Origin of the sequence: Sphingorhabdus sp. (genome assembly GCF_044354325.1) — a bacterium.
Lineage (GTDB): Bacteria > Pseudomonadota > Alphaproteobacteria > Sphingomonadales > Sphingomonadaceae > Sphingorhabdus_B.
In genome coordinates this window covers 1-13,883 of the sequence record NZ_JBILAF010000050.1, presented here as the reverse complement: position 1 = coordinate 13,883, position 13,883 = coordinate 1, and the positions used below count along the sequence as shown (strand labels likewise).

The following is a 13,883-nucleotide window of genomic DNA, read 5'->3' as shown; positions in this document are numbered from 1 at the left end:
GCGCAAGATTGGGTTCATTTTGACAACAGAATTATTTTCAATTCATCATTTTCCATCTTGCGCCTTCAGCAACACTTAGAACGTCCACGCGTCGCTACCTTTTGTCCGCCGACAACTGCGACGAATGGAATCAGAATAGCGACGAATTGAAAGGTTAATTTACAATTTACCCCCTTGCGTCTGAAAATGAATAAGGCACTATAGGTAGCGGTTGGCCATAGGGGGCATTACCACAATTTGTGCTTTGAGCTGCAGATGCGATTCTGCGATCGGGGGAGGTTTTTTCCGTCGATAAGCTGGGGACAAGTGAAAATATACCCCCTGACGTGGTCAAAAAATGCTAACAGGGAGTTTCGCGCCCTGAGTCGAACAATATGGGAACACGCGTTTCCGACAGATATTTGAACTGGTCGCTGGCCGCCGGGAAACCGGCATCTGGTTTCGGGTCGCCGCAATGAATGGAGCAATGGGTTAAATGGATTTCAGGGATACAGGCCAAGGGGCCGACGATATGACCGCAATGATGACTGATATGCTTGAAAAAGTTGCTACCGAAGCTGTGAAGGTGGAAGCCGAGACCAAGCCGGCTGACGACAAGAAAGCTGCGTCGAGCAAATCCGTTGACGAGCGCCGTTTCAGCGTTGTGACGGATTCGTCGCGCGATGCCCTGCTGACCGAATTTGGTAAGGACACGCTGCAGGATCGTTATTTGTTGCCGGGCGAAAGCTATCAGGACCTGTTTGCCCGCGTTGCGTCGGCATATGCGGATGATCAGGATCATGCCCAGCGGCTCTATGACTATATCTCGCGGCTTTGGTTCATGCCGGCAACGCCAGTGCTGTCAAACGGCGGAACGGGCCGTGGCCTTCCTATCAGCTGCTATCTGAACAGCGTCGACGACAGCCTTGAAGGCATCGTCAACACATGGAACGAAAACGTCTGGCTCGCATCACGCGGCGGCGGCATTGGTACCTATTGGGGCAATGTGCGCGGCATTGGCGAACCTGTTGGCCTCAACGGCAAGACCAGCGGCATCATTCCGTTTGTCCGCGTTATGGACAGCCTTACCCTCGCGATCTCGCAAGGTTCGCTGCGTCGTGGTTCGGCCGCGTGCTATCTCGATGTCAGCCATCCTGAAATCGAAGAATTCCTTGAAATCCGCAAGCCATCGGGCGACTTCAACCGCAAGGCGCTGAACTTGCACCACGGCGTTTTGCTGTCGGACGAATTCATGGGAGCCGTCCGCGCTGGTGAAGAGTTCAACCTGCGTTCGCCCAAAACCGGCGAAGTGCGCAGCACGGTTGATGCACGTTCGCTATTCCAAAAGCTGGTGGAAACCCGCCTTGCCACGGGCGAGCCTTATATCATCTTCAGCGACACCGTGAACAACGCGATGCCCAAGCATCACCGCGATCTTGGTCTGAAAGTGTCGACGTCCAATCTTTGCAGCGAAATTACCTTGCCAACGGGTCACGACCATTTGGGCAATGACCGCACCGCGGTCTGCTGTCTGTCGTCGCTCAATCTCGAAACGTGGGATGAGTGGAACGGCGACAAGGTCTTCATCGAAGACGTCATGCGCATGCTCGACAACGTGCTTCAGGACTTTATCGACCGCGCGCCGGACGAAATGTCGCGTGCCAAATATTCGGCCGGTCGCGAGCGATCGGTTGGTTTGGGCGTCATGGGCTATCACAGCTTCCTGCAGTCACGCGGCGTTGGCTTTGAAAGCGCGCTTGCCAAATCTTGGAACATGAAGTTCTTTCGACACATCCGGGCGCAGGTTGATGAGGCGTCGATGATGCTGGCCAATGAGCGGGGGGCCTGCCCTGATGCTGAGGATATGGGCGTTATGGAGCGGTTTTCCTGCAAAATGGCGATTGCGCCGACCGCGTCAATTTCGATCATTTGCGGCGGCACCAGCGCGTGTATTGAGCCGATTCCGGCAAATATTTACACGCACAAGACGCTTTCGGGCAGCTTCATCGTGAAGAATCCCTATCTGGAAAAGCTGTTGCAGGAAAAGGCGAAGGATTCGACCAATGTCTGGAACAGCATCCTTGAAAAGGGCGGCTCTGTCCAACATCTCGACTTCTTGACGCCTGAGGAGAAGGACACGTTCAAGACAAGCTTTGAAATCGACCAGCGTTGGTTGATCGAACTGGCCGCGGACCGCACGCCGTATATCGATCAGGCGACATCGCTGAACCTGTACATCCCCGCCGATGTGGAAAAATGGGACCTTCTCATGCTCCACTTCCGCGCATGGGAATTGGGCGTGAAGTCACTATATTATCTGCGTTCAAAGAGCATTCAGCGCGCTGGCTTTGCCGGCGGGGTGGAGGCGGACAACACCGCCGAGCTGCCCGTGATGGAGCTTGCCGCGCAAACCGATTACGAAGAGTGCCTCGCCTGCCAATAAGGCAAAAGGGACACGACCGACCGTATTGAACAGTTAAAGACCCAAGGAAACCGACATGTCATTGTTACAAGCACGCAATAGCTACAAGCCTTTTGAATATCCTTGGGCCTATGACTTTTGGAAACGCCAACAGCAGATCCATTGGCTGCCCGAAGAAGTGCCCTTGGGCGAAGATTGCCGCGATTGGGCGCAGAAGCTTTCGGACCACGAACGCAACCTGCTCACGCAAATCTTCCGCTTCTTCACCCAAGCCGATATCGAGGTGCAGAATTGCTACCACGAAAATTACGGCCGCGTGTTCAAACCGACCGAAGTGAAGATGATGCTGACCGCGTTTTCCAACATGGAAACCGTTCACGTCGCGGCATATAGCCACTTGCTGGACACCATCGGCATGCCCGAGTCCGAATATTCCGCCTTCCTCGAATATGAAGAAATGGCGGCGAAGGTTGATTATATCCACCAATTCGGCGTCGACACCGACGAAGACATTGCCCGCACATTGGCGATGTTCGGCGGCTTTACCGAAGGGCTGCAACTGTTCGCATCCTTCGCGATGCTGATGAACTTCCCGCGCTTCAACAAGATGAAGGGCATGGGGCAAATCGTATCCTGGTCGGTCCGTGACGAATCGCTGCACTGCGAAGGCATTACCAAGCTGTTCCACGCATTTTGTGCAGAGCGCGGCTGCCTTACCAAGTCGGTGAAGGAAGACATTATCGATTGCTGCCAAAAGGTTGTCCGTTTGGAAGACGCGTTCATCGACCTTGCGTTCGAAATGGGCCCCGTCCCCGGCATGACCGCCAAGGAAATCAAACGCTACATCCGCTACATCGCCGATTGGCGTTTGGGCCAGCTGGGCCTGCCCGCAATTTACATGGTCGAAGACCACCCGCTGCCATGGCTCGCGCCATTGTTGAACGGCGTCGAGCACGCCAACTTCTTCGAAACCCGCGCGACCGAGTACAGCAAGGCGTCGACACGCGGCGATTGGGGCCAAGTGTGGGACAGCTTTGACAATCGTAAGAAAAAGATCATCGGCATTGAACCCATCGCCGAAAATGACGGCGTCGATATGTTCGAACAAGCCGGGGTCGCCGCGGAATAATCCGCCACCCGTCGCCTGTCGTCAGGATGGAGACCAAGTCGTTTCCACCTGACGACCGCGACCCATAACTTCCATAGATAGACATAAACGAAGCGACGGCGCCCGACGCCGATCGCCATAAGGTCGTGCGCGCCAATGCGGCGCGATGCGCGTTGTGCGCGATGCCATTGGTAGCGTTGTAAAATCTCACTCCCTCCGATTGACTTCACATTTGTTGACAATATGTTCGGCATGACCAGCAGCCCGAATAGGTTTTCACGTGCCTGAATCTGATATGGAAGAATGAACTTGCGTGGAGACCGGGAAATCCTGCCGTGAGCGGTTGCGCCTAAATATTTCTCGATGAGGCGGGTAATCTCGACTTTAGTCAAAACGGATCACGATGGTTTGTTTTGACCAGTGTCGCTATGCGCCGACCATTCAGCGCCACCGATGCTCTGGATGGATATAAACATGATTGTTTAGAATATGGCTTGGACACGGAATATTTTCATTGCGCAGATGATAACAACCATGTCCGCGGGCGTGTATTCGACATCATCACTGAATCGATAGATGCGTTAAGAATTGATAGCCTCGTCGTCGAAAAGCCCAAGACAGGCCCCGCGCTGCAAGTCGATGCGCGATTTTATACGGAAATGCTCGGACATTTGTTGAAATACGGAGTGCCTTTGGAAATTTCCGCAGGCGCCACTGAGGTCATTGTTATAACCGATTTGATTCCGGTTAATAAAAAGCGCCGTGCAGTTGAGAAAGGCGTTCAGCGTGCGTTTGCAGAGATGCTACCCGAAGGCATGCGATACCGTATTCTGCATCACAGTTCGCGATCCCACTTTGGACTACAAGTTGCTGACTATTGTTGTTGGGCGGTGTACCGGAAATGGCAAACAGGCGAAGCTGCTTATCACGCCAGAATAAAGCCAGCGTTGCGTAGCGAATTTGAAATTTTTCGAAAGGGAACGCGGCGATATTATTAGAGGTTAGCGCCAAAAATGTGACCTCTCCGACTACTTCATCGCTGAAGAGAGCCCCTTGGGCTCTTGTCATCGGAGAGGAACCTTTGTCTGTCATCGGAGAGGAACCTTTGTCCATTTAATACGCCAAAATGACAGTTTCTGCAAGCAAATTACGAAGTTCGTAATGATCGAAGGCTTAAAATCTAGCTTGTTTCATTAGTTATACCGACGCCGATCGCCCCAAATTCGTGCGCCCACCGGCGGCGTGAGGCGCGCCCGCTTTATGCCATTGGTAATGCTGTGGATAACAGCCAAAATGGACTATAAAGATGCCATATTGGTTTGATTTTGTATTTTGGGGCGATATGCTGCACGGGCTAGGGTTAATGCGGAGTGGGATCTGGTTTTTGATTTTTGATTTGTATTCGAAGAGAACAAAGCGCCAAGCTAATTCTAACCTGTCCGACGTTTATCAATATGATAGCGTGCCGAATACCCTGCGCGTTCAAGTACAACAGATACTTGTTGACGCAATTGGACCGCAATTCGCCGCGAACTTCTATGCGGCGGGTGCGCAGCATAAACATAATCCCGACGCTTGGGAATTCATTCACAAAGCCCTTTGCAAAGAATTTGGAGTTCATTCATTACGCGGCAAGCAACTGGCGCTAGCAAACGTTGTCGGCTTCATAGGCAATGCCGGTATCAATGAATTTCTTGATACCGTAGAAATGTGCTGCACGTATATTATCAAACTTAAAATGACGTCAGAACATAATCGCAAAAACGTAGGAATCACGCAAGAACCCGATAGCGCCATAGATGAGATAAATTATAGATTTCGCGAGGCTTGCTTAGGATACCAAATTGAAGAGGGAAAATTTATAAGAGTAGATTCCCAGTTCATGCATCAAGAAGTAGTCAAACCTGCCATTCACATTTTAAATTCGGAAGAGTTTAGCGGACCGCGATCAGAATTTCTGTCGGCACATGAAAGCTTTAGAAATGGTGATTATGAACGGGCGATCATCCTAGCTTCAAATTCGTTTGAAAGTACGCTTAAGGTAGTTTGCGACAAAAATCGCTGGGTGTATCAAAAAGGTGCTCGAGCAACCGATCTGTTAAAATTAGTGAAGTCAAATGGCCTGTGGCCGGATTACCTTGATGGATCCTTTGATCAATTAATTGCCACACTGTCGTCGGGCTTACCGAAAGTTCGAAATGAAGCTGCTGCGCACGGGCAAGGAGCCGAGCTGCGAAGCACTCCGTCCTATGTAGCAGCTTATGCTCTTCATCTAGCAGGCGCAAAAATCATACTGATTTCCGAAGCACAAAAAAATTTGAGTAAGGTGTAACGCGATTTTGCAAAGACATACTTTTAGCCGCGAAAGCTTTAATCATGCTGCAGATTCTAAGTTATTTAAAAAGATATAGCTTTGCATTAATCGCCGCACTGGCGATTTGGATCGCAATTATCGTATCCAGTGGCGCCGGATTTAATCCGACAGGAGTGGATTGGAACTTTAGCAATACCGGTTCGTTCGGGGATTCGTTCGGACCAATTAGCGCCCTGATGGCGTCGCTTGCCGCATTAGCAGCATTTTCAGCGCTCCATGAACAAAAACAAGAATCTAAAAATGCAGAGCTTCGCGAAGCGAAGCGAGAAAAGCAGGACGCCATTCGAGCCTTTGAAAACACATTTTTCAATCTAGTAGGATTTTTTGAAAAAACTGTTTCTCAAACAGATATTGATAGAGGAGCGTCCCAAAATATGAAATCGGGAAGGGACGCATTTTCACATATATACAAAAGAATTGAATATGAATCTAAACCTTATGGCAGCGACCATCTAAATATATATAATAATTATTTCAAAAAATATATTAATGATCTTGCGCACTATTTTAGATTATTTTATAATATAATTGTCTTTATAGATAACTCCGACATTAAAAATAAATATTTTTATATAAAAATATTTAGATCTTTATTGTCTGATTCAGAGTTAGCACTGATCGCTTTGAATTGCGCATTTCATGCAGAAGGTCGAAAAAATCTTAAGCCACTAGTAGAGAAATACGGAATTTTAAATAACTTATCGGAAAATATAGTCGAAATTTTTAAACTAAAACAAAAATTTAAGGCATCAGCATTTAAATCCCCAAGCGCCGAAATCACATAAATTCTATGATCACGCAGAATACAATGCAATTCTGGTCGTCAGCTAGACCGGAGTCATTATTGCCGTGCCTTTCGCATCTACCTACAAGTGGACGCCGGTTTCTATTCCATCGGATTTCAATTATGCAAACTTCTTATCCGCATCAGCCTTATCAATAATTGCTATCGTTTCCTCCGCCTGCTGCGCGTGGACGGTCCTTCTCAAACACCCCTATCCCTCATGAACCTCCCTACCCTCCTCACCCTCCCCAATGCCTTTGGCCTGTTTGCGCTGGTCAATTTGTGGACGTTCATGCTGTTCGGTTTTGACAAGGTCCGTGCGGAGGCGGGATCGTGGCGGGTGTCCGAAGGGACGTTGCTGGCTTGGGCGTTTTTGGGGGGTACCATCGGCGCTTATGCCGGCCGTGCATTGTTCCGGCATAAGACGCGCAAGCAACCCTTTTCCAGCCACCTGCACCAGACCGCGATCCTGCACGTCTTGGCCCTCGCGCTGATGGGGGGATGGATGTTGGTGGGGTAGTTGGGGGCTGAACGGGGGTTCGTTCCCACCTTACTACCCCTTCCCCGTCCCCGTCACCCTGAACTTGTTTCACCTGCGGTGACTGCGTGCCAGGGTCTTACTTACTGACGTTGAAAAGTAAGATGCTGAAACAAGTTCAGCATGACGAAGTGGGGAGAGACGACGTCGGGGCGTGACGACGTGGCGTATTCAGGGTGACGGGGAAAGGGCAGCATCACGATGGCCGCCTAGTCAGCCCTCCGTCGCCTTCGCCTTGCGTTTCCCATTCGACTTGCGCTTGCGTTTTGGCACCTCGTCCGTTGGCGCCTCCAGCCTCTGCAACGCGTCTGGCTGCGCCCAATAAGGAAGCTCGGCCCCGGCATTGGTCCAGTGCGATTCCCCTTCCTGAAACGGCACAAATTCGGTCACCATGTCGGGCAGAACCAATTCGCCGTGATAGGGGGAGGTGTTCTTGCCCGTCGGGACATAGATTTGGTCGGGATCATCGACCATCATCGCGATTGCATCATCGCCGCCGTCGTCAATAATCTCCCCTGCGGCGCGGTAGCGGGCGGCGCATGCCTCCAACGCGGCGGTGATTGCGGCCTGTGCCTCGGCGTCCAATTCAATGCCTTCAAAATTTTCCAGCGTGCGGGCCGCGTCGTCGATGTTGGCGGCGGTGCCATTGCCGTTGATTACGGTGCGCACGGTGGTGGTGCTGGCCTCTGCCGCCGATATGCTGCCGCCTGCGCCTCCGCTTGCCTCTCCGCTGGCTGTCCCCGCTTGGGCCCGGCTGCTGAAATAGTTGATCGTGGTGCGTTTGCCGTTCGCATCCTGCCCATAATGGCGCAGGCAGAACATCAGCAGCCGGTCGTTGCGTTTGCGCCGGTACCCCATCAACTTGCCCTTTTCAAAGACGGGGATCATCTCCCCCTCAATCGCGCGTTCAAAGGCGATGTCCTTTAACTTTTGCACCCCGAAATCGAGCGCAGCATTCCACGCGGCGCGAAACTCCTCCGCGCCCTTTTGCCGGCGCAGATAATAGACGCCCTCCAACGACATGTTGACGATGGCCGTCGCGCGCGAGACGCAGCCGGTGTCGGCCAACGCCTCAATAAAGCCGCGCTGCCGCTCCGGCGTCCACCCATCATGGCGGTATCGCAGCGGCACAGGGGTGAAATCCGGCAAAGCCGCGCGGTTTTCGCGGGGGACGGGGACTTTGTTACGCATCATACGCTCCATTTCAAAAAAACGGAGGCGATTATGAACCATATAGGTTCGTGTAGGAAAATGGTTTTTTGGGGGGTGGCGTGGTGTGGCGGCCCCTGCCCCCTATGCGCGGCTTGCGCCCAACCCTGCTTTTCGGCATGGGCGGCCTATGTCCGAACATAGCCATCCCGATACCGCCTTCAAAATATTCACCGCCGCGCAATGGGCGCAGTTTGAAGCCGAAGGCGTCTTTCACGGCGCGCCAGTCGATCTGGCCGATGGCTATATTCATTTGTCGGCCAAGGATCAGCTGCAGGGCACGCTCGACAAGCATTTCGCGGGGCAAGACGGCCTCGTCATTGCCGAGGTGAACTTGGCCTATCTGGGTGAGACCATCGTCTGGGAGGAATCCCGCGGCGGTGCGCTTTTCCCGCATATCTATGGGCCGTTGCCGATGGGCGCGATTGTCGGCCATTTGATCCAGATCAAAGCATGACCTGATTGCGCGGTGCATAGTGGCTTCCTAACCCAAGGAGCCTGATATGGACGTTTTTCAAATTCCCGCCGTCGCCTTGTTCATCGGCATGATCGCAGCCTTTACCGTGGCGATGATCTACGCCTCTATCGGCGAAGCCATCACGCGTTAAATTGGCCAATCAAATGTGAAACGGCTCTCGCGGGCAAAATTGCCACCGCGGTCAAAGCGCCGTTCCATGATGAACCCGCCGCCGTCGCCATCCACGGCAACCAGTGTGCTGCAGCGCGTCCCGTAAACGGCGTTGCGGATGAAGATCGGCGGATCGCCCGATGCCGGGCTTTGATCGTCCAAAAGGACGTCGAATAGGTCGGCCGGATCATGCCCTTCGGCGGCAAACCATTCTGTGAGCGCGCGGTTCAACCGGTCCTTGCGCGGCCACGGCGCGCCCGTTTCCGCATTGGATAATCCATATATGCCGCGGGGCCATCTCTCCTGCACCGCGCGGGGCCGGTTCGCGATATGCGTCAGGCCATCCTTGTCAGCCAACACCAGATTGAACGGGCTAAATGTCTCCACAGCGCTCGGCAACACTCCGCCAGACAACCAGTCGGTAACCAGCGCACCCCGCGACTTTTTGGTCGGGTCGGGGCCATCGGGGTTGCGTATGTTGGTGACGACACCGAAGCGGCCATCGCTGTGCACACCCATCCATGTACCGCCCGACAGCAAATCGCGCCCCGCCAATATCGACGGCGCGTCCACCCATGAACTGAGCGCGTCAGACTCGCGGTCGTGAAATTCATCGCGGTTGCCAATCGCGATGAATTTCCAACGCGGATGCGCCTCCCACGCGATGGATACTACGCACATGCCATGGGTTCCTTTTGCGCAGGCTGGACCAGGCGAGAGGCCGCTTTCCAATCCGCCGTCAGCCACATGTGCTGCTGCGCGCTGTTGAGAATGAGCGGCGTGCTGCGCTTTTTTGCGGGGTCCGTGGCATCATCAACGCTGATGATCGCAAAGACCGGTATATCCGTCAGGTCCCGCCAAATGCCCGCCATCGCGCAGACCGATGCTGGGCCGCTGTCGGGGTGCGCCGGCGGCTGGTTGCCAATCGACGTCGCCGGAACGAGGCAACGCAATTCGGTGTGCCGCAAATTGCCGATCCAAAACGGGCTTGCCACATTGCGCACCGACGTCACCCATTGCACATCGCCCGCGGGCGTCAGGCTGTTGGGCGCGGGATAGCCCCACACCATCGGGCGGATAAAGCGCCGTGCCGTTTTGGATGAGCGGACGACGACCGGCGCAAATGTCCCCGGCCTTGGCTCACCGCCGCCCCATGGGTCCGGACCGTGGTCTGCGGACAGGGCCTCGGCGATATCGCGGGAATGCGCATCAAGACGATATATGCGTGTCACGCCAGCATATGTCCGCGCACGCCGTCAAAGCTGCTTTTCGTAGATGCGGTATACCTTGTTGATTTTACCGTTAATCGCCTCACCCACCGACCGCATCGGGCCATTGTCATCAAGGACCCAGCCGAATTCACCGCGGCTTGCGCCATATTGGCTGGTGGACGCATCGCGAATGAGCGAGACCATCATGAACGCCAATTGGCTCGCCATGCGGGTCGACTGCAGTTTTTTCATCACGCCCATCAACGGCACGCGCATCGTGCTGACCTTTGGCGCACGCAACCACCACAAAAGCTTCGCCCAGTTGAACGGGAACAGGCTGCCACCAAATTGAGCGATTTTTTCGTTGATGTCGGGCCATGTCATCATGAAGGCAACGGGTTCGCCATCAACCTCCGCAATCCGGATTAAGTCGTTAAAGACGATAGGTTTTAACTGCTTTCCGGTGTGCGCGACTTCGGCATCGGTGATGGGGACAAAGCCCCAATTTCCGCTCCACGCGTCGTTCAATATGGACAGGATTAACGCCGCTTCCGCGTCAAAATTATCCTTGTTCACCTTACGAATGACGATGCGTTCGTTGCGCTCGCCCGATGCGACAATGCGTTCCACCAGCGGCGGAAACGGCACATCAATCGGGATTTGATAGGTATAAAGATCTTTGATGCCGGCGTAGCCCGCTGCCTCAATCCACCCGCCATAAGCTGCGTTATGATAGCCCATCAGCACGGTCGAGGGATGGTCATGGCCATCAATCAACACGCCCGGTTCTTCCCAGATGGACAGGCTCAGCGGCCCGAGCGAGCGCGCCATGTTTTTGCTGCGCAGCCAATCTTCAGCGGTCGAAATCAGCAGCTTTCCGGTGGCTTCATCTTCCGCCTCAAAAAATCCCCAATTGCCAACGCCCGGGCCCATGCCTTGTTCTGGCGGCTGTTTCAGCGCGAGAAAATCCAAATGTGCGGAGATCCGGCCAACAACTTTCCCGTCCTTTTCGGCAAGGAAAAGCTGCGCTTCACCATGTTCGAACCATGGGTTCTTGCCCGGTGTAATCGTCGCCATCACATCGCTTTTCAATGGCGGAACCCAGTTGGGATCATTGGCATAAAGCCGGAACGGCAGGTCAATAAAGGCGCGTTTGTCTGCCTTGGTTGCAACCGGCCGAATGATGATGTCTGTCATAGTGAATTCCCGAAACGCATTTTTATGTGCCCAACGCACCCTTATCCGGAAGGCTTATTCTTCGGTGCGGATAAGCACCGTTTCGCCGATGAGTAAAAAGAGCAGAAATGGTCCCCATGCGGCAATCCAGGGCGGATAAGCACCCAGATTGCCCATCGCCAAGGCAAAGTTATCCGCCACGAAATAGGTAAAGCCAAGCGCCATGCCCAGCACCGCGCGCACGAACAAAGCGCCCGAGCGGGCAAGTCCAAAGGCGGCGACTGCGGCGAGCAATGGCATTAGCAAGGTCGACAATGGCCCCGCCAGCTTGTGCCACAATATGCCTTCAAGATTATCGGTGCGGCGACCGGCGGCGCGCAGATCGTCAATGGCGCGCATCAACGGCAAGAAAGCCAGGCTCTCCCCATCGACCTTGAGGACGTTGAACCTATCGGGCGTAATGCCTTTGCCGATGATAAGATTGCTCACCTTCTTCTGTTCGGTGGTCGCGACGTCAAATGTCTCCGCATTTTCAAGCAGCCATGCATTGCCCACATAACGGGCATTTGGCGCGGTAATGACCTGACGCAAACCGCCATTGGCGCGCAAATAGATGCGGACATTATCGAGGACGATATTGTCGCCCGATCCCAGCACCCTGCCTGCATTGATAAGGTCGCCGCCTTCGCGGACCCACACATTGTTGCGCGCGTCCGTATCGGGCGCGACGACGCCATATTCGGCATCCTTCCAAACTTTAAGCTTTTGCGTATTCGGCGCGACGACAACGTCGTTAAACACGAACGAAATAAGCGCGACGCCCAAGCTAGCGACAAACATGGGCGCTAGAATTTGGTGCGCGGACAATCCCGCCGCCTTCATCGCCACCACTTCACTGTTCTGGCTGAGGGTCGCGAAGGTGATTAATGTCCCCAACAGCACCGAGAAGGGCAGAAATCTGGCAATAATTTGCGGCGCACGCATCGTCACATAGCGCAAGACATCGCCCTGATCATTTCCGGGTACCGCCAATATCTTGCCACTTTCACCCAGCAGATCGAGCGTCATCAGCACCAGCACAAGCATCATCAACACAGCAAAGCTGCGCACGACAAACAGCCGGGCCATGTACATTGTGATGTTGCGCGAGGGGAAGAAATGCATGGGTTATGACCCCTCTTGCGGCACAGGCATGCCAATGGTGGCCAGCCGCGATTTTCGGCCCCAGCGGAACAGTTTCTTGAACCATTTACCGGCCTTTGTCGCGAAGACTTCAAGAGCGCCGATAGGCTGACCGCCGGGCACATGCGCGATCACATGATACATCCAAATGATGAGCGCGGCGAACAGCACAAATGGCGCCCACAATGCGACAAACGGATCAACAATGCCCATGGCACCGACGCTTTCGGCATATTCGTTTATCTTATGATAGGTCACTACCATCACGATCGATAAAAAGACGCCAAGCGCAGATGTCGACCGTTTCGGCGGTATCGCCAGCGCCAATGCAAGCAATGGCAGCAGAAGCATCATCGCCACCTCAACTAGGCGGAAATGGAAATTCGACCACGCACTGTCGCGTTCCGACGCGGGCCTTTGCATATCATTCCCGATCTGCACCAATTCTGTAATCAGATATTCACGGTCTTTGCCGCCACGCGACCGAAAACTTTCAATCTGCGGCAGCGGGATAGGGACGTCATGACTGGTAAAGCTGAGCACGCGCGGTGATTTATAATTGGGCGCGTCGTGCACCAGCGTGCCCTTTTCCAATCGCAGCAATATCGTGTCCGGATCATCGGTGCGCAGAAACTGACCCTTTTCAGCCGTAACGGCGATGGACTGTCCATTGTTGCTTTGCGCGTACACAAACATGCCCGACAGCGCGTTGCCATTGTCCCGGCTTTCATCGATGCGCATGGTCAAATTTTTGCCAACATTGTTGAATTCGCCGACCCGGACCTTCGCGCCAAAGGCGCCTGATCGCAGTTCGAAGCGGAGTTCTTCGTACAGATAGCGTGCGCTGGGCTGCAGGAAGCCGACAATAGCAAAATTGACCGTAGCCAGCGCGATTGCCAGCAGGAATGGCACGCGCAACAGCCGGAAATAGCTCATCCCCACCGCCCGGAAAATGTCGAGTTCGGACGATGTCGCGAGCTTGCGGAACGCCAGCAATATGCCCAGCAACAGCCCGATAGGGATGCCAAGCGACAGATATTCCGGCATCAGATTTGCGAGCATGCGCCAGACCACGCTGACCGGTCCGCCCTCTGCGGCGACGAAGTCAAACAGCGTCAACATCTTGTCCAGCAGCAACAATGAAGCCGCGATTGCGAGCGTCGCGAGCAGCGGCAACATCACAAGCCGGAAGATATATCGGTCGGTGGCAGTAAGAAATTTCAACTTATGGTCGCCCTGTCACCCTAATTTGGCCGCAAACTGACCCGATAG

Annotated in this window: 13 protein-coding genes; 7 read left to right on the top strand and 6 right to left on the bottom strand. The window is 53.8% G+C overall.

Annotated elements, in window-relative coordinates; all coding sequences use genetic code 11:
- The first annotated feature begins 511 nt into the window (after window positions 1-511).
- The 6 genes from ACIQ0G_RS06245 (at window position 512) to ACIQ0G_RS06220 (ending at window position 7,187) form a co-directional block, all read left to right on the top strand.
- Window positions 512-2,422: a ribonucleoside-diphosphate reductase subunit alpha gene (locus ACIQ0G_RS06245; RefSeq protein ID WP_397577164.1), complete on the top strand. Its 1,911-nt coding sequence runs from the start codon at window positions 512-514 to the stop codon at window positions 2,420-2,422.
- 55 nt (window positions 2,423-2,477) lie between these two features.
- Window positions 2,478-3,530, top strand: coding sequence for a ribonucleotide-diphosphate reductase subunit beta (locus ACIQ0G_RS06240; protein WP_324478509.1), 1,053 nt, complete (start codon window positions 2,478-2,480; stop codon window positions 3,528-3,530).
- Window positions 3,531-3,862: 332 nt separating this feature from the next.
- A complete protein-coding gene (locus tag ACIQ0G_RS06235; protein ID WP_397577165.1) occupies window positions 3,863-4,507 on the top strand; it encodes a DUF3800 domain-containing protein in 645 nt (214 codons plus the stop codon).
- A gap of 308 nt (window positions 4,508-4,815) precedes the next feature.
- The gene (locus tag ACIQ0G_RS06230; protein ID WP_397577163.1) at window positions 4,816-5,841 is read left to right on the top strand and encodes an STM4504/CBY_0614 family protein; all 1,026 of its coding nucleotides are present in this window, start codon (window positions 4,816-4,818) and stop codon (window positions 5,839-5,841) included.
- A gap of 44 nt (window positions 5,842-5,885) precedes the next feature.
- Complete coding sequence (locus tag ACIQ0G_RS06225) at window positions 5,886-6,668, top strand: putative phage abortive infection protein (RefSeq protein ID WP_397577162.1); 783 nt, start codon at window positions 5,886-5,888, stop codon at window positions 6,666-6,668.
- 219 nt (window positions 6,669-6,887) lie between these two features.
- Window positions 6,888-7,187 (top strand): DUF1294 domain-containing protein, encoded by a 300-nt coding sequence (locus ACIQ0G_RS06220; protein ID WP_397577161.1) that lies wholly within the window; start codon window positions 6,888-6,890, stop codon window positions 7,185-7,187.
- 231 nt (window positions 7,188-7,418) lie between these two features.
- Here ACIQ0G_RS06220 and ACIQ0G_RS06215 read toward each other — a convergent pair whose 3' ends face one another.
- Window positions 7,419-8,399 (bottom strand): hypothetical protein, encoded by a 981-nt coding sequence (locus ACIQ0G_RS06215; protein ID WP_397577160.1) that lies wholly within the window; start codon window positions 8,397-8,399, stop codon window positions 7,419-7,421.
- 145 nt (window positions 8,400-8,544) lie between these two features.
- Here ACIQ0G_RS06215 and ACIQ0G_RS06210 point away from each other — a divergent pair, with 145 nt between their 5' ends.
- Window positions 8,545-8,871, top strand: coding sequence for a DUF952 domain-containing protein (locus tag ACIQ0G_RS06210; protein ID WP_397577159.1), 327 nt, complete (start codon window positions 8,545-8,547; stop codon window positions 8,869-8,871).
- 147 nt (window positions 8,872-9,018) lie between these two features.
- On the opposite strand, the gene ACIQ0G_RS06205 is transcribed toward ACIQ0G_RS06210, so the two are convergent.
- The 5 genes from ACIQ0G_RS06205 to lptF are packed head-to-tail and all read right to left on the bottom strand — an operon-like array spanning window position 9,019 to window position 13,835.
- Window positions 9,019-9,723: an NRDE family protein gene (locus tag ACIQ0G_RS06205; RefSeq protein WP_397577158.1), complete on the bottom strand. Its 705-nt coding sequence runs from the start codon at window positions 9,721-9,723 to the stop codon at window positions 9,019-9,021.
- Window positions 9,714-10,274, bottom strand: a complete 561-nt coding sequence (locus tag ACIQ0G_RS06200) for a DUF159 family protein (RefSeq protein ID WP_397577157.1) — start codon at window positions 10,272-10,274, stop codon at window positions 9,714-9,716. Before ACIQ0G_RS06200 ends, ACIQ0G_RS06205 begins: the two co-directional genes overlap by 10 nt.
- Window positions 10,275-10,298: 24 nt before the next feature.
- Window positions 10,299-11,450 (bottom strand): N-acetyltransferase, encoded by a 1,152-nt coding sequence (locus tag ACIQ0G_RS06195; RefSeq protein WP_397577156.1) that lies wholly within the window; start codon window positions 11,448-11,450, stop codon window positions 10,299-10,301.
- A 54-nt stretch (window positions 11,451-11,504) separates the two neighbouring features.
- Window positions 11,505-12,593 (bottom strand): LPS export ABC transporter permease LptG, encoded by a 1,089-nt coding sequence (gene lptG / locus ACIQ0G_RS06190; protein ID WP_397577155.1) that lies wholly within the window; start codon window positions 12,591-12,593, stop codon window positions 11,505-11,507.
- Between the two features lie 3 nt (window positions 12,594-12,596).
- Window positions 12,597-13,835 carry an LPS export ABC transporter permease LptF gene (gene lptF, locus ACIQ0G_RS06185; RefSeq protein ID WP_397577154.1) on the bottom strand — a complete coding sequence of 413 codons (1,239 nt, stop codon included), beginning with the start codon at window positions 13,833-13,835 and terminating at the stop codon, window positions 12,597-12,599.
- Between the last annotated feature and the right edge of the window lie 48 nt (window positions 13,836-13,883).